This is a genomic window from Intrasporangium mesophilum, from assembly GCF_054783095.1.
This window is the reverse complement of sequence record NZ_BAAGRF010000011.1, coordinates 36,365-51,158: the sequence shown is the minus strand read 5'-3', so window position 1 is coordinate 51,158 and position 14,794 is coordinate 36,365. Positions and strand designations below refer to the sequence as shown.

The following is a 14,794-nucleotide window of genomic DNA, read 5'->3' as shown; positions in this document are numbered from 1 at the left end:
CGGTCGGTCGTGTTGTCAGATGCGTTGAACGTGCGCTCGGCCTGGGCGTCGGGCACGTACTTGACACAGACGACGATGTTCATACCACTCCTTTGTCGACAATCGACTATACGGGAGACCCGCCTGGTTGAACAGCGAAGGTGATCTACGCGACCCTCTACCGCGGGTCGGGCACATGCGCTAGATTGTCGACAATCAACGAGAGGTGCGGACTCATGACTCCCAAGCCAGCAACCGCCCCGAGGTCGCACAACGATGTCGGCGCCGGAGTGTGGCGATCCACGTGGCGGTCCCTGGTGACGCTGATCGCCGACACGCCTTGGCACCTGACCTCCCGGGCCACCCTCACTGGTCCGTCCCGCCACCGCCCGTGACGAAGCGCTATGCACGTAAGCGAGACGGTTCGCGCAGAGCTTGAAGATGCCCTAGATAAGGACACAACCAGGCTCGGTGACGTGTTCCGGCTTCGATGCCAAGGGATGTCGCCGGCCGAGATGGCGGCCAGCGTTGGTGTCGACTCCCCTGGCTTGGCATACAGCTGGGGGCAGATGCTGGACATCATCGTCGGTGGACACCCGCCACGGAGCGCCCATATCGCGGGATCCACGGCGAGGCGACTTGGGCCACTGATCGGCTCGAGGCCCTGGTCTGCGGAGACCGATCGGTACCTACAGTCCCTTCAGCAGCGCCTCATCGTTCGGGCTGGTTGAGCTTTGGACACACGACTCGTTGCTTGGTGTGAGCTGAACCTCGGCAGCCGCCCAAAGAGTCAGCATTTTCGATCTGGATACTTCTCCGACGTGATCGGGCTCTCACTCGAGGATGGCCGCGGCGTTGTCGTCAAAGTGCGCACGGCGCAGAGCCGCTTGAATGCCTGTTTCGACGTCCAGCAGCACCTGTTCAACGCTGGACTTGCCTGCCCACGCCCTCTCGTTCGTCCAACGCAATACGGACCCCGGCTTGTGGCATCAGCAGAGACGCTTGTCGAGCGCCGGACCGGCGCCATCGGCACGCCACAGGCCTCGGCGCAGCTCTTTGGACAACTACTTCGGCTCACTGCGCAGATACCGGCTATCGGAGGCCTCGATCCCCACCCGGCCTGGACCGCTTGGGCGCACACGGAACGGGGGACGTGGCCGCAGCCGGACGACAGGGAGGTTGACCTCAACTCGGTCAACGTGCTTTGGATTGATGACCTGGGCGCCGCGACGCGCGGGATTCTTGCGCAAGCAACGGGGTTCGCTCCGGTTGTGGGGCACGTCGACTGGATCCCCCAGAACGTCTGGTGGCGGTCTGAGACTGAGATCGAGGGAGTGCTCGATTGGGACAGCCTGGCGCGGCTACCGGAGCCCGCGCTAGCCGGAATGGCCGCAGCCGGATATCGCGGTGGTGTGACATCCGTCGAGGAGTCAGCGGCCTTCGCGGATGAGTACCGCTCACATGCGACAGGTTGGTCCACGGACCATGAAGCGCTCTTCTGGGCAGCCGGCCTGTGGGTCGCCCTCTTCGATGCCAAGAAGGATCTCATTGCCGGCAGGATGACGTCGCTTGCCGAAGGCGAAGCTCGTGAGCGATTCAACCTGGCGGCCCGCGGATAACAAGCCGCTGGTTTTTCGTGTCACGCCGGCCGAAACCGCCCTCTGAGGTCACGTGAGTTCTGGGGAGGAATCGCGCGGTCGGCGCAATGCGCCGCCTATATGGAGAGCCTGCTCGGACAGGCTGGCGCGGTGTGGCGCACCAAGCGCATAGGGTGTGCCACACCGCACAGGCCTTACCCGGCCCTACGCCCCCGGGACAGCGCGCCATCGACCGCAACGGCGAGGATGAGGATCGTCCCCTGGACGATCAGCTTCACCTGGGCTTCCGCCCCGATCAGGTCCAGGCCATTGGAAATGCTTCCGATGACAAGCGAGCCGACGAGAGCGGCCCACACCGATCCGCGGCCACCAAAGAGACTGGCCCCGCCGATCACCGCGGCCGCGACCGCCTCCAGGAGGAGCGTCCCGCTACCCGATTGCGACGAGACACCGAGGGTGCGCGAGGCCGCTACCAAGCCTGCGATGGCTGCGAAGCCGCCGGCGAGGGCGAAGGTCGCCACCTTGATCGATCGCACCTTGACTCCGGCCCGGCGAGCGGCCTCCGCGTTTCCACCGATGGCGTACAAGTACGTTCCGAACCGGGTCTGCGTAGTCACGTACGACATCACCGCAAGTAGCGAGAGCAGAAGGATGACCGCTGTTGGGACGCCCCTGTGCGCGTTCAGGATCAGGACAACGCCGATGCTGGCAACGACGCAGATGGCCGTCGGCACGAGAACCGTACGCGCGTAAGACGTTTGGTGTCCCTGTCGGAGGTTGGCTCTGTATGTCTGATGGGCAAGGAGGAACACCAGGATCGCCACGGCGGGCGCCAGCGCCAGCCCTGCCGATCGCACCATGTAGCTCCCAGCGATGTTCTCGACGAAAGTACCAGCCAGGGGGATTTGACCTGTTCGCGGAAGGATCTGCAGCAGGATGCCTTGCAGCACCAGTGAAGATCCGAGAGTCACGATGAATGCCGGGGCACGGAATCGCGTCACAATCGTTCCCTGCAGAGCGCCAAACACAACTCCCGTGATGAGAGCGGTGGCAAGTAGCAACACCACTGAGGCATGGCCCGCAACCATGACCCGAGCCATCAGTGCCGTGCTCACGGCTCCGAGAGCGGCCACTGAGAGGTCAATCTCCCCCACGAGCAGAACCATCACGAGGCCCAGCGCAAGAATGCCTGTTACCACGATCTGCACGGACAGGTTCGACAGGTTCCGCGCCGACAGGAAGGCCGAGGACTGGCTGGCAAAGAACGCCCAGATGACTACGAGAGTCAGGAGCACAGGCACCATGCGCCACCTGCCTGCGAAGGCTTCAAGAAGTCTCGTCCATGTGCTGACGCTCGGCTGGCCGTCGGTGACGCCCGACGTCGGCGGTGCTCCATGCGGGCCGTGGGGCGTCAAGGTCGGCCCACCGGCACCCGGAACTGATTCCACAGTCATGCTGCACCGTCCATTCCAGTGATGGCCGCAACGCACTCTTCGCGCGTGTACTTGCCACGCTCGAACTCGGCGACCAGGCGGCCAAGGCGCAGTACCAGCACTCGGTCGGCGATGAACTTGACGTCGGCGAGGTCATGGGAGACGAGGATGACTCCTCGCCCCTGATCCCGCAGACGTCCGATGAGGTTCAGGACCTGCTCTCGCTGAGCAACACCCAGGGCCGCGGTCGGCTCGTCCAGGAGTACCACGGCCGGATCCCACAGGACGGACCTGCATATGGCCACGGACTGGCGCTGTCCACCAGAAAGCCCACCGACGGCAACTGTCAGGTCGCGCAGCGTTTTCACTCCAAGGTCCGAAAGCACCTCTCGTGCCCGCTTCTCCATGGCAGGCCGCTGCAGTCGAGCGCCGAACACTCGTCGTGAGTGGAGTTCTCTGCCGAGGAAGAGGTTCTGGACAGTGTCGAGGTTGTCGCAAAGCGCGAGATCCTGATACACGGTCTGGATGCCGACGTCAGTAGCGTCAGTTGGCGAGGAGATGCGGATCTCCTGCCCGCTCGCGCGGAACTCCCCGGTATCCGGGATGACGATCCCTGCGATGGTCTTGATCAGCGTCGACTTCCCGGCGCCATTGTCACCGACCAGTGCGACGACCTCGCCACTGTTGACGTGAAGGCTGACATCCGCGAGCGCCGTGACGCCACCGTAGTGCTTGGAGATGTTGCGCAGCTCGAGGGCCGGTGCCGCCGAGGACTGCGTCGGGGGTGGTGTGAGCGTGTCCAGCGACATCACAATCAGCCCTTGCAGAAGGTCGAGCTCACAGCAGGCCCTCCACAGACGTCCTCCTTGGTGAGGATGCCCGGGGCGATGAGGGTCTGCTGGACGTTGTCCGGGGTGATGAGAATATTGGGAACGAAGGCAGTCGGGATCTGGGACTTCTTGTTGTCGTAGGTCCCGTTGACGACATCAGCAGATGGCCTCTGTCCCTTCACGGCGTCGACAAGAACATCGATAGCCACAGCGCCCATCTTCTCGTAAGGCGGTCGCATGTCGGTCGAGATGTTTCCAGCGAGGAGCTGCTGGATCGTCCCCGCCTCAGCGTCGTACCCGCCGAACACCTTCACCTTGCCGGCCAGGCCATTGGCGTTGAGTGAGGCAATGACCCCGTTGGCGGTGCTGTCGTTGGTCACCAGCACAGCATCGACCTGGTCGCCGACCTTGGTCAGACACTGCTCCATGGCCTGGCGCGCATTCCCCGTGTCGTAGTCAAGGCTGTCCGCCTTACAGACCACTTTGACCTTGCCGGCGTCCTCCAGGGACTTCAGAACCTTCTCATGCCCCTTTGCCTGCTCGCTGTAGAAGAAGAATTTCGGGTCACCGTAGATCTTCGCCAGTCGGACGGGCTTGGTGTCCGGGTTCATGGCACTGACGAGGGCTGTGGCCGACTCTTCACCGATTTGCTCGAAGGGGACCGTGATGTAGTAATTCGGGTCGCTGTTGTTGGCCTCGTGCGCGTAGGCGATCAGCGGAATACCTGCATCCTTGGCCTTCGCGGTGATCGCCGCTGTCTGGTCCGGATCCACAGCGGTGAGAATGATTGCCTTGGCGCCGCTAGTGATTGCCGCCTCGGCTTGCTGAACCTGCTTCGTGGCGTCGTCCTGGGCATTGAAAACCTCAATCTTCATCCCCGGCGCCAGCTTCTTGAGCTCTTTCTCCATGGCTGGCTGGTCGTACTGCGTCCACCGAACGACCGTCTGGCTCGGGGTGAGAAAGGCGATCGTGCCGGTGAGATCTGCGGTCCCCTGTGCCGACGGAGTATTGCCGGCGTCCGGGTTGGTCGTGCAGGCGGTGAGGGCCAAGACCGACAGGCCGCCGAGTGCCACAAGGCTGGTGACAGTGCGCATTGAGTCTCCTTAGTGGTGGGTGCGCGAAGCAGCTGACGACGAAGGAGCGGCAGCGGCTGTTGGAGGGTTGGGTTGGGTTGGGGCGCTGACCCGCATCACGAAGTCGGTGATCAAGTCCCCGACTCGTCGGTGCGGGAGGTCGTTGACGATGTCGTGGTAGCCATCGAGGAGCACGAGCTGGGCATCGGGGAACAGATCCGCCCAGTCACGTGCCACGGTTGGCGGTGTGAAGCAATCGTGCTCTCCGTTGATCAGCAGAACCGGAATCCTGAGCGTGCGTACCCGGGCCCGTAGGTTCGGCACGACCTGCCCAATCGCTTGCCACAACGCGTCCTCGGCTGATGCCGCGTCAAACCCAAGCGGGTCATTCGCGATCGCGTCCAGATAGCCCTGGTCTCGCGACATCACGGGATCCTCTCCGACCCCCTCTCGGGGCAAGCCCGAGAGCGGCGCTCCGGTGGCAACGAGGCCTGAGAGAGCAGGTTCCGTAGTGGCCACCTGCACGGCCGCGACCCCGCCCAGGGAGTGGCCCACCAGAACTACTGGCAGTCCCGGCCTGGTCTCCTCGAGACGCCGGAGGAGGATGCGCGCGTTTTCGGCCAGGTTGTCCACGGACCCGAAGACGCCGGGATGCTGCGCGGGGGTATGGCCGTGCCCGATGTGGTCAAGCCCCCAGACTTCGAGCCCGGCTTCCGTGAGCTGCGCTGCGAGCCTTTGGTAATGGGCGATGTTCTCGCCGTAGCCGTGGAGGAGTAGAACCGCGGCCCGAGGATTCTGGTGGCCCCAGATGCGGTAATAGACCGGACCGGTGACTCCGTCGAAGGTCGGCACCTTAGGCCCCTTGGCCCTGCGGCTGGATGCTCTTGTCGTTGCCGAGGCTGCGGAACCACGTGGACGACGTGAGCCACTCCAGGGGAATCGGTGGACTGGGATAGCCCGCAACCAGAACCACATTGCCGTGCACTGCGTATTCGCCTGTCTGAATGACGGCCTTGACTCGGTCGCGCAACTCGTAGAAGTCCGGCACGTAGGTCAGCTCGTGGACGTTCGATGTCCCGACGAGCGACTCGACGAAGTCCCGACCCTCAGGGTTGGCTTGGCGCATCTCGGTCGTCACGATCGCGGCCTCGATGTCCCCCACGTCGCAGATCACGGTGAGCAGGTCTGCGACGGACGGCACGCCCGGTGCGATGCCCAGATCGATGAACTCAACGTCTGGCGCCAGCGGGACCAGGCTCTTGGCGCTGGTCCCCGAGCCCGCGTCCGCAATGAATAGCATCTCGCCGTGTCGGAGCGTCGCGACAAGCTCCGCCAGACGGGGGTGCAGCAGTCGTGACTTCGGTGCCATGCTCCGCCTCCTGAACTCCAGTGACATTCGCTCGGGACCCGGGCGGTCCGTGAGCGGTCGAGTCGACGACGAGCTCAGCACTCGTCTTTTGTCGACAATCGACGGTATCGTGGGGGCGACAGAAGCCGGAAGACTCGTTTTGCGCATACGTGGTGTCCTGCAGATCGGATACTCACGTGGGCGAGGAGGCACGCGCCGATGCGACTGCAGCAGCTGAACCTGAACCTTCTCGTCCCCCTGGAGGTCCTGCTGCGGACCCGCAACGTCACCAGGGCAGCTGCCGAACTCCACATGAGCCAGTCCGCGATGAGCACGGCCCTTGCAAGGCTACGAACGGCGCTGGACGACCCTTTGCTGGTCAGGAGTGGGCGCGAGCTGACGCTCTCGCCCTACGCAGAGTCTCTGCAAGGACCTCTCGAGGAGACCCTCGCTCGGGTCGAGCAGATCCTGATCGACCGGCCGACGTTCGACCCCCTCACGGCGCAACGAAGCTTCACAATCGTTGCCAGCGACTACAGCACGTTGATCATCCTCCGCCCGATGCTTCAGAGTCTGCGTCGCGAGGCGCCGGGGGTGCGGGTCAACATTCAACCGCTGCGGGACGACTACACCGAGCGCGTCGTTCGCGACGAGGTTGACATCCTGATCATCTCCGAGCAGCTGCTCGCGGCGGGCCTCACCGACCATCCGACCCTGCCCCTGTACGAGGACAGGTTCGTTCTCTGTGGATGGCTCGGTGCCGGCGCGTTGACCGGGCAGGTCTCAAAGGAGGATTTCGAGGCCATGCCGTACGTTCAGTACTCAACTGGTGAACGGCTCAACCTGGCGGATGACGCCTTGGATCGTGCGGGCATCGTGCTCCAGGTCGAGGTGCGGACTGAGAGTCAGTTGTTGATCCCCTACCTGCTGCGAGGGACGGGGCTGGTGTCGTTGGTGCCGCGCAGACTCGTGACACTCGCCGAGCGCGCCGCAGAACTGACCTACACGGAACCGCCGGTGGAGATTCCACACATCCGCGATACCGCTGTTTGGCACCTCAGGCGGACAAATGACCCCGCACACGAGTGGCTCGTTTCTCGGCTCGCGGCTGCAGCGGGGCGGGTTGCCTGATTCGGCCGTGTCCGACGCACACAAAGGCAGTCCGACAGACTGCCAGGAGGGGCGCCGGACATCGTTCTCGGCGCCCCTCCCTTGGGCTCTGGGTGAGGGTTCAGCTATGTCAGGTTGACCACGACCTGCTTGAGTCGCGTGAACTCCTCCACGCCCGCTGGGCCACCCTCCTTCCCGTACCCAGATGCGCCGAAGCCACCGATCGGCACCTCGGGACCAACAGCCATGTGGTTGTTCACCCAGACGTTGCCGAAGTTAAGGTCACGCGCAATTCGGAGGGCCCGACCCACATCTCGGGTCCACACGGACGCCGCGAGACCGTAGGGCGTTCCATTCGCCAGCTCCAGCGCCTCCGACTCAGACGAGAATGTCTGGACCGTAGCTACCGGCCCGAAGATCTCTTCGGTGACGAGCTCGTCAGTCTGGTTCAGGCGACCAATGAGAGTGGGGTTGAAGAAGTAGCCAGGAAGGTCAGGAGAGTCACCGCCAACGATGAGATGCGAGTCAGCCGGTCGGTTCTCGACCAGCTTTCTCACGCTGGCGAGATGCGCCTCGCTGATGAGCGGCCCGAGCTTGGTCGCCGGGTCGGAGGCATCGCCGATCTGCCAGGTCTGCAGGTGCTCGGCCAGCTTTGCGACCAATCGGTCGTAGATCCCTTCCGCAGCGATGATGCGTGTCCCTGACATGCACTCCTGGCCAGCATTGAACAAGATCCCGTTGGTCAGGATGGGAAGGGCGTGGTCCAGGTCCGCGTCATCGAACACGATGACCGGTGCGTTTCCACCCAGCTCGAGGATGAGCCGTTTGGGCCCTGACGCAGCCAGCTCGGCGATCCGTCGTCCAGCCCGAGTGGATCCGGTGAAGGAGATCAGGTCAACTTCCGGATGCGAGACGAGCTGCTCACCAATGGTTCTGCCCCGCCCGTGCACGATATTGAGAACGCCCGGAGGGAGGATCTCATTGGCCATCTCCACGAATCGCGTCGTGGAGACGGGGGTGTTCTCGGCCGGCTTCACGATGACCGTGTTACCTGTTGCGAGGGCGGGCGCGATCTTCCAGACAGCCTGCCACAGCGGGAAATTCCACGGAGTGATGGCCACCACGACCCCGACCGGCTCCCGTCGGACCAGAGTCGTGTTGCCCTCGATGTACTCGCCCGCTGCAGTTGCGGTGCTGGAACGCGCGGCACTCGCGAAGTAGCGCAGGGAGTTGAGGATTCCCGGAACCTCATCTTCGAGCGCCGTCGTGAACGGTTTGCCCGCATCGGCTGACTCAAGGGCCGCAAACTCCTCGAGCCGCTCCTCGAGGCGGTCCGCGAGCTGGTGGAGGTGGGCTGCCCTGGCACCTGGGGTAAGTCGCGCCCAACCGGGGGCCGCCCGTCGCGCCGACGCTACAGCGTCGTCGACCTGCTCAGGGGTCGCCTCGGCGAACGTCCCCAGCACGGCGCCCGTCGAGGGGTTCAGCACTGAGACGGAGCGCTCTGTCGCACCGTCTACGGTCCGGCCGTCGATGATGCTGTGGATGCGCAGCTCGCCGAGTTCGGTGGCGTTTGCAGTCAACGGTCTTTCCTCTCACTCGCCGAGCTCGGCCATGACGCCGATCTTTCCCCGTCGTGATGACGGGATGGTCATGTACATGATGGCTCCTACGATGATCACGCCCAGCATGCCCAACCCGACGTGGGTCCAGTCCGACTTGACGAGCAGGTAGCACAGAACGACGGACCACAGCACCGCGACAGCGAACACAAAGGGAGTAGCCCGTCCCAGGTTGAAGTGCGACTTCGGCATGTTTCCCTTGAAGATCGCCCACATTCCAGCGGTCACGACCACTCCGTAGGCCAGGGCCCAGGCGAGCGCTGTCAGAGCTGCGAGGACGGACAACGCGGACGACCAGAACACGAACACGATCGACAGCACTGCCAGCACAATCGTCGCGTTGATCGGAATGCGCTGGGCGCTGACCTTGCGCAGCCAGTGAGCCGCCGGCATCTGCCCGTCACGTGCCTGAGACCAGAGGACACGAACACCGGTGAGCTGGAGCATGCACATGGTCGAGATGAGCGCGACGATGGCGATTACCTCGAAGATCGTCGAGATCGTTGAACCGACCGCCGACTCAAGGATGTACTTCATCGGTGTTGAGCTCTTCATCATCTCGTCGACGTTGGGGATCGCCCGGACCACGAGATAGATGAACACCAGACCCACGATGTAAGCCGACGTATTGGCTAGGAATGTTCCCATTGGTGCGGTCTTGTGCGCGTCCTTGGTCTCCTCCGCAGCGTTCCCAGTGGCATCGAAGCTAGAGATCGCATAGGCGGGAAGGATCATCGCGAACAGGAAAGGAAGAATCCAACCATCGGCAGCCGTTCCGGCAGAGTCGTTAAGGATGGAGAGGGGCTGGGTGGGGTGCTTGACGATCAGGAGCGCCGCGAGGATAAGCACGCCACCGGCAATCTCTGCGACGACACCGATGTTGTTCAAGAGTGCGGCGGCCTTGACGCCGACGAGGTTGAACGCCGTCACCAGAAGCACCAGAGCCGCGGCAATGAGTGAGGTCTGGAAGCCTGAAACGTCGGTCATTCCGAACCAGGCCGCAATGAACGGAACAAGGCTTACCGCGACAGCAGCCGTTGCGACGGTGTGTGCGATGACGAGCCACCATCCTGACTGCCATGCCAGGGTGCGGTATGGGGTCATGCGTCCCACGATCTGATACACACCGCCGGACAGGGGGTACGCAGAGACCAGCTGTGCCACGGCCAAACCCACAGCGAAGACCTGCAAAGCACCGCCGACGACATAAGACCAGAAGGAGGCCGGCCCGAAGAAGCCGAAGCCCACGATCATGGTCGTGTAGATGCCGGAGCAGATGGCGATGGACGTGAACTGCACTCCGAAGCTGGAGAATAGGCCCAGGGCCCGGTTCAGCTCCTGCTTGTAGCCGAGCTTGAGGAGTAGCTCTTCATCTGCGGATGCGATGGTCTCGGGGGTGGCCGAGGTGGTCCGACCGCTGTCGGACGCGAGGTTGTCAGTGCTCATGCCTTTTCACCTTTGAAGAGACGGAGTGTAGGGGACGCCATCAAAGGCGGATATCGAGTTTGTTGAGGATCCCGGCGAGCTCGTCCCGGCGAGCTTCACCAAGCGGACTGATCGGTGCCCGCGGGCTCCCCACCGGAGCGCCGAGAAGGTCCAGGGCACCCTTGACGGCCGCGACGTAGCCACCAGACACGAGGAACTGCATGACCGGGAAGATCGCATCCCACTCCGCCTTCGCTGTGGGCAGATCGCCGGCCTGCACGGCGTCATAGACGGCGACGAGCTGGGGCGCGATGAAGTTGGACGCGCCGACGATGGATCCGGCGGCACCCTCGACGACAGAGGCCAGAAACAGCGTGTCCCACCCGACGAGCGTCTTGACGACGTCCGCGTAGTCATGGATGAGCCGGGCAGCCTGGCTGAAGTCTCCGGAGGTGTCCTTGACGTACTCGATGTTCGGGACCGACGTCGCGAGCTCAGCGATGTCGTCCGGGGTTAGGTTCACGCCGGTCGCAACCGGCAGGTTGTACACGACGACAGGGATCGTGACCGACTCGGCGACAGCTCGGAAGTAGTCCTTGACCTCCTCGACCTCCAGCGGCTCGTAGTAGGGAGCCACAGCCATGATGGCGGCGGCGCCGACGGCCTCAGCGTGCTGCGCCAGGCCGAGCGCCTCTCGGGTGGTCATGGCTCCGGTGTGCGCGACAACAGGAACGCGCCCGCCAGCCTGGTCGACAACGACCTCGACGACCCGACGGCGCTCCTCGTTGGTCATCTGGGCGAACTCGCCGGTAGAGCCGCACGGCACCAGGCCATGCACTCCACCTTCGATGGTGCGTTCGATCAGGACCCTGAGGGCCTTCTCGTCGAGGTCTCCGTTCGCGTCGAAGGGGGTCGCAACAGCCGAAAGCACGCCGCGAAGGTCGGTCATAGTGAGCTCCTCAGTAGGTTAGTCGATTGTCGACAATCGTCTCGCACGTGGAGCCGGAAAGCAAGACTCGAGGTCAGGGCAGTTTCCTAGCGGCCAAAGACTCGCGAGAGCTCGATGAGCCGCGTGATGTCGAGTGGTCCCTCGACCCGCTCGAGGTGACCGATCAACGCGAGCAGAACCATCGCGGTGGTCGCGGCGTCACCCAAGGCATGGTGCGGGGTGTGGACCGGCAGTCCGAGCGTTCGGGCGAGCCACTCGAGCGAGGGCTCTCGAGCATCGGCCTCCGCGAGCGCCGCTGCTCGTGCGAGCGCCGCGGTATCGACAATTCCCTTGGGCAGCCGCTGGCGGGAGGGCTGGAGCACGCGGTCGATGAATGCTCTCTCAACCCACGCGGCGTGCGCAACCAGCACGGTTCCACGCATCAGGACGGCGGCTTTCTCGATGACCTCACGGCAGCTGTCGGCGGCCGCGAGCTCCTGGGAGGTGAGGGCGTGCACCTTCATCGATTCCGGACTGATGGGACCGTCGGGGCGGCATACCGCATAGAACGTCTCCGCCGTGACCCGCGCCCGCCGTATGGGGACGACACCGATGGACAGGATTTCGTCGTGGCGCAGGTCCAGGCCGCTGGTCTCCACGTCAACGACCGAGAACAAGGCCCCACGCCACGGACCCGGACCTGGTTCCGGCCAGCCGCTGAGTCTGCGGTGCTTGGTCAGCCAAGACGTGAGATCCACTCCGCCTCGAGTCGGGTCTGGACTTTGGCGATGGCTCGGAATGACTCGCGCAGGTGGCGACGCGCGAGGGTGTCGAGCTCATGCGGGTTCATATACGTGCTCACGGGGACGCCTGTCAGCAGCGCCTCCAGTTCTGCTGTGAAGAGAAGGTCGTACATGTCTTCGAACCCCCCTTCGAGAGTCTGGCCCTCATCGGTGGTCAGCAGTCCTGCCGAGGTGCCGGCGCGGAGCCTCTCGACCGTGCTGGACATGGTGCTGCGTAGGGTGATTGCGATCCACCGGCCCATTGCCACCACAGGTTGGAGCCCTCCACGCTTGAGGTTCAGCTCCCCTCGATGCCGCCCAGTAGCCTCGACGACAAAGTCCCGTACGAAGCCTGTGGGCGGCCGGTTCGCCAGCGCCTCGTTGAGGAGGGCCTGAAGGAAAGCTCGCGTGAAAGCACGGCCTTCGAGCCTTCGTGTGACTGACCTTCCCAGTTCCATGCCGGTAATCGGTCTGCTGTCCGCGATGATCGCCGGCAGGAGGAGGGCACCAGGCGCCTCAGGCCGCTCCACCCAATGCGACGCGGCCGCAAGCCAAGCATCGCTTGACCTGTTGAAGAGAGGGTTGCTCGCGTTGGCACCGTCCGGGCACCGGCGGAGTCCGCAGCGCTCGAACAACCTGATGACACTCTCTGCGGCGTCCTGCAGGCGTCGCGGGTCCGGCGAGCGCAAACCAGGTGGAGCGGACCAGATGAGACCCGTATCGATGTCTGACCAGGGCAGGGGCTCCCGTCGCGCAAGTGAGCCAAGTACGAGCCAGGACGTCACGACCTGATCGGTGCCCTCGCCATTGCCCCCGCTCCCGAAATAGGGGCTGAAGGACACGCACTTCTCGATGACTGCCTCGGTCATCGCACCGAGCAGTGCTCCAATACGCAGACTCGGCAGCCCGTTGGCATGCAACTCGGCCACCGTCGGGAGGAGTAGCTCAGCGGCCTGCCTCAGCTCGTCGAGGTCTCGCGCGTTCTCGATCGCCGATCGAGTGATGAGAGGGTCGCGGACGTCGGCGGAACCCAGGTCGACGGCGCGAACGATCCCGATGGCCTCGCCACCGGGCGCGCAGACCACTAGATGGTGGACGCCGTGATGGACCATTTCGAGAAGGGCGGTCGCGGCGGTCGCGCCGGCATCAACGGTCAGTGCGGGGACGTTGCCAGCGTCCCTGACGGGCGCATCGATGGCTAGGAGCCCCGTCGCGACAAGTCTGCGGCAGTCGCTGTCGGTCATGATTCCGAGGCCTCTGGCAGTCCTGAACAGCACGCACGACTGGTGGTCCTGAGACATCTTCATGGCCGCATCGCGTATCGCCGTCCCCTCTTCGACCCAGGTTGGCGGGCGCATGAAGTCGGAGACCTCGCGGAGGGCGTATTCCGCCGATGCCGCGACGAGCAGGGGACGGCTCACGAGGCTGTGGTAGTGGCTGAAGGTCAGACGCTCCGGGTGCGCGAGCACCCGTCTTGGATCCGGGAGCAAGTAGCAGAGGGTGTCCGATGACGCCACGACGGACAAGGGCGGAGGCAGGCCGCTCAGCACTGAGATGTGGCCGAAGGTATCCCCTGGGCCCAGCTCATCAACGACGCGCCCGCGATCCATGACCTGGACCATCCCAGTTCGGACCACAAAGAGGTGGTCCAGCTGAGGTTGATCCGCTTCCACGATGGTCGTGCCGCTTGCGAAGTACTCGACCTCCACGAGCCGGCCCAGGCGCGCCAAGTCGTCCTCGTCGAGACGGTCGTACGGCGCCTGCTTGCCGAGGAAGTCGATGTACTCCTGCACGGTGCTACTGGGGCTGGGCCAGCTGTGCGTCCTCTGGTGCCTTCTCGTACAGGTCGAGGGGCGCCCCAGGGGCTGAGTGCACATGGTGGGCGAGCTCGTGCCGGAACCGATCCCAATCTCCTGTCAGGAGCATCTCGGCCAGTTGCTCGTGAGCGACCGCGATCTCGTGCAGGTCCGCGTAGGAACGGTGGTCCGCCCCGAAGAACAGCCTGAGTTTCGACTCCCACCCGCCCCAGAGACTCTGAAGCTGCTTGTGGCCCGAGAACTCATAGAAGAGCCCGTGGAACTGCAGGTGGGCATCGATGCTTGCCGGGATATCGCGCTTGTCCGTCGCAGCGTGCAGGGCCTTGATGACCCGGGTCATCCTGGCCTTCTGCGGACCGTGCAGGGCATCGAAAGAAAGTTGGGCGGCATATGGCTCCACAAGGAAGCGCAGGGAGGCGATCTCTGCGATGTCCTCGGCACTGACCTCCGCAACGAACGCACCACGGAAGGGGATCCTGACAACGAGCCCTTCCTCCTCCAGCTTGATCAGGGCTTCGCGCAGAGGAGCCCTGTTCACCCCGAGGTCGGCTGCGATGTGGGCCTCCCGAAGCTGACTGCCCGGCGCCAGGCGGCCATCAAGGATCGCAGCGCGCAGCAGTCCGTGGATGTTGTCCGGCGTCGTGCGCTGGTTGAGCGGCCCGAACTTCACGGTTGATGATCTAGCCAACGCCCAAAACCTCCTGCGTGAATGCTGCTGGTTGCGCCAGCCACAGTTGGTCCTCAGTCCACCTGGCTCGGCGTTCCTGTCCCGCCGGCAGCAGGTTGGGACGTGTTCACTCCGAGTTGGCAGAGCTGCGGCATCCATGCTTTGGCCTGCCCTTGATGGTACGA

Annotated in this window: 13 protein-coding genes and 1 pseudogene; 2 read left to right on the top strand and 12 right to left on the bottom strand. The window is 64.0% G+C overall.

Annotated features, from left to right (window positions below; all coding sequences use genetic code 11):
• A pseudogene (locus ACYVLP_RS10760) lies at positions 1-83 on the bottom strand (electron transfer flavoprotein subunit beta); the annotation flags it as partial.
• A gap of 630 nt (positions 84-713) precedes the next feature.
• On the opposite strand from ACYVLP_RS10760, the gene ACYVLP_RS10755 reads away from it, so the two are divergent.
• Positions 714-1,598: a phosphotransferase gene (locus tag ACYVLP_RS10755; RefSeq protein ID WP_460627335.1), complete on the top strand. Its 885-nt coding sequence runs from the start codon at positions 714-716 to the stop codon at positions 1,596-1,598.
• Positions 1,599-1,771: 173 nt separating this feature from the next.
• On the opposite strand, the gene ACYVLP_RS10750 is transcribed toward ACYVLP_RS10755, so the two are convergent.
• The 5 genes from ACYVLP_RS10750 to ACYVLP_RS10730 form a co-directional block, all read right to left on the bottom strand.
• On the bottom strand, positions 1,772-2,881 hold the full coding sequence (locus ACYVLP_RS10750) for a sugar ABC transporter permease (protein ID WP_460627334.1): 1,110 nt from the start codon (positions 2,879-2,881) through the stop codon (positions 1,772-1,774).
• Positions 2,882-3,027: 146 nt separating this feature from the next.
• Positions 3,028-3,819, bottom strand: coding sequence for an ATP-binding cassette domain-containing protein (locus tag ACYVLP_RS10745; RefSeq protein ID WP_460627333.1), 792 nt, complete (start codon positions 3,817-3,819; stop codon positions 3,028-3,030).
• 5 nt (positions 3,820-3,824) lie between these two features.
• A complete protein-coding gene (locus ACYVLP_RS10740; RefSeq protein WP_460627332.1) occupies positions 3,825-4,934 on the bottom strand; it encodes a substrate-binding domain-containing protein in 1,110 nt (369 codons plus the stop codon).
• Positions 4,935-4,943: 9 nt separating this feature from the next.
• Positions 4,944-5,765: an alpha/beta hydrolase gene (locus ACYVLP_RS10735; RefSeq protein ID WP_460627331.1), complete on the bottom strand. Its 822-nt coding sequence runs from the start codon at positions 5,763-5,765 to the stop codon at positions 4,944-4,946.
• Position 5,766: 1 nt separating this feature from the next.
• Positions 5,767-6,282: an RbsD/FucU domain-containing protein gene (locus tag ACYVLP_RS10730; RefSeq protein ID WP_460627330.1), complete on the bottom strand. Its 516-nt coding sequence runs from the start codon at positions 6,280-6,282 to the stop codon at positions 5,767-5,769.
• A gap of 198 nt (positions 6,283-6,480) precedes the next feature.
• On the opposite strand from ACYVLP_RS10730, the gene ACYVLP_RS10725 reads away from it, so the two are divergent.
• A complete protein-coding gene (locus tag ACYVLP_RS10725) occupies positions 6,481-7,392 on the top strand; it encodes a LysR family transcriptional regulator (RefSeq protein ID WP_460627329.1) in 912 nt (303 codons plus the stop codon).
• A 104-nt stretch (positions 7,393-7,496) separates the two neighbouring features.
• Here the strand turns inward: ACYVLP_RS10725 and ACYVLP_RS10720 are convergent, their stop codons facing one another.
• The 6 genes from ACYVLP_RS10720 to ACYVLP_RS10695 form a co-directional block, all read right to left on the bottom strand.
• On the bottom strand, positions 7,497-8,951 hold the full coding sequence (locus ACYVLP_RS10720; protein WP_460627328.1) for an aldehyde dehydrogenase family protein: 1,455 nt from the start codon (positions 8,949-8,951) through the stop codon (positions 7,497-7,499).
• Between the two features lie 12 nt (positions 8,952-8,963).
• The gene (locus ACYVLP_RS10715; protein WP_460627327.1) at positions 8,964-10,436 is read right to left on the bottom strand and encodes an APC family permease; all 1,473 of its coding nucleotides are present in this window, start codon (positions 10,434-10,436) and stop codon (positions 8,964-8,966) included.
• Positions 10,437-10,476: 40 nt separating this feature from the next.
• Positions 10,477-11,364, bottom strand: coding sequence for a dihydrodipicolinate synthase family protein (locus tag ACYVLP_RS10710; protein WP_460627326.1), 888 nt, complete (start codon positions 11,362-11,364; stop codon positions 10,477-10,479).
• 86 nt (positions 11,365-11,450) lie between these two features.
• A complete protein-coding gene (locus ACYVLP_RS10705) occupies positions 11,451-12,020 on the bottom strand; it encodes a 3'-5' exonuclease (protein WP_460627325.1) in 570 nt (189 codons plus the stop codon).
• Between the two features lie 59 nt (positions 12,021-12,079).
• On the bottom strand, positions 12,080-13,918 hold the full coding sequence (locus tag ACYVLP_RS10700) for a putative nucleotidyltransferase substrate binding domain-containing protein (RefSeq protein WP_460627324.1): 1,839 nt from the start codon (positions 13,916-13,918) through the stop codon (positions 12,080-12,082).
• 4 nt (positions 13,919-13,922) lie between these two features.
• Complete coding sequence (locus ACYVLP_RS10695; protein ID WP_460627323.1) at positions 13,923-14,612, bottom strand: GntR family transcriptional regulator; 690 nt, start codon at positions 14,610-14,612, stop codon at positions 13,923-13,925.
• Positions 14,613-14,794 lie beyond the last annotated feature (182 nt).

Bases quoted from the DNA above. Each gene is read 5' to 3' on its own strand.
- ACYVLP_RS10750 (WP_460627334.1), bottom strand. From the start codon at position 2,881: ATGGTGCCTGTGCTCCTGACTCTCGTAGTCATCTGGGCGTTCTTTGCC.
- ACYVLP_RS10745 (WP_460627333.1), bottom strand. From the start codon at position 3,819: ATGTCGCTGGACACGCTCACACCACCCCCGACGCAGTCCTCGGCGGCA.
- ACYVLP_RS10740 (WP_460627332.1), bottom strand. From the start codon at position 4,934: ATGCGCACTGTCACCAGCCTTGTGGCACTCGGCGGCCTGTCGGTCTTG.
- ACYVLP_RS10730 (WP_460627330.1), bottom strand. From the start codon at position 6,282: ATGGCACCGAAGTCACGACTGCTGCACCCCCGTCTGGCGGAGCTTGTC.
- ACYVLP_RS10725 (WP_460627329.1), top strand. From the start codon at position 6,481: ATGCGACTGCAGCAGCTGAACCTGAACCTTCTCGTCCCCCTGGAGGTC.
- ACYVLP_RS10715 (WP_460627327.1), bottom strand. From the start codon at position 10,436: ATGAGCACTGACAACCTCGCGTCCGACAGCGGTCGGACCACCTCGGCC.
- ACYVLP_RS10710 (WP_460627326.1), bottom strand. From the start codon at position 11,364: ATGACCGACCTTCGCGGCGTGCTTTCGGCTGTTGCGACCCCCTTCGAC.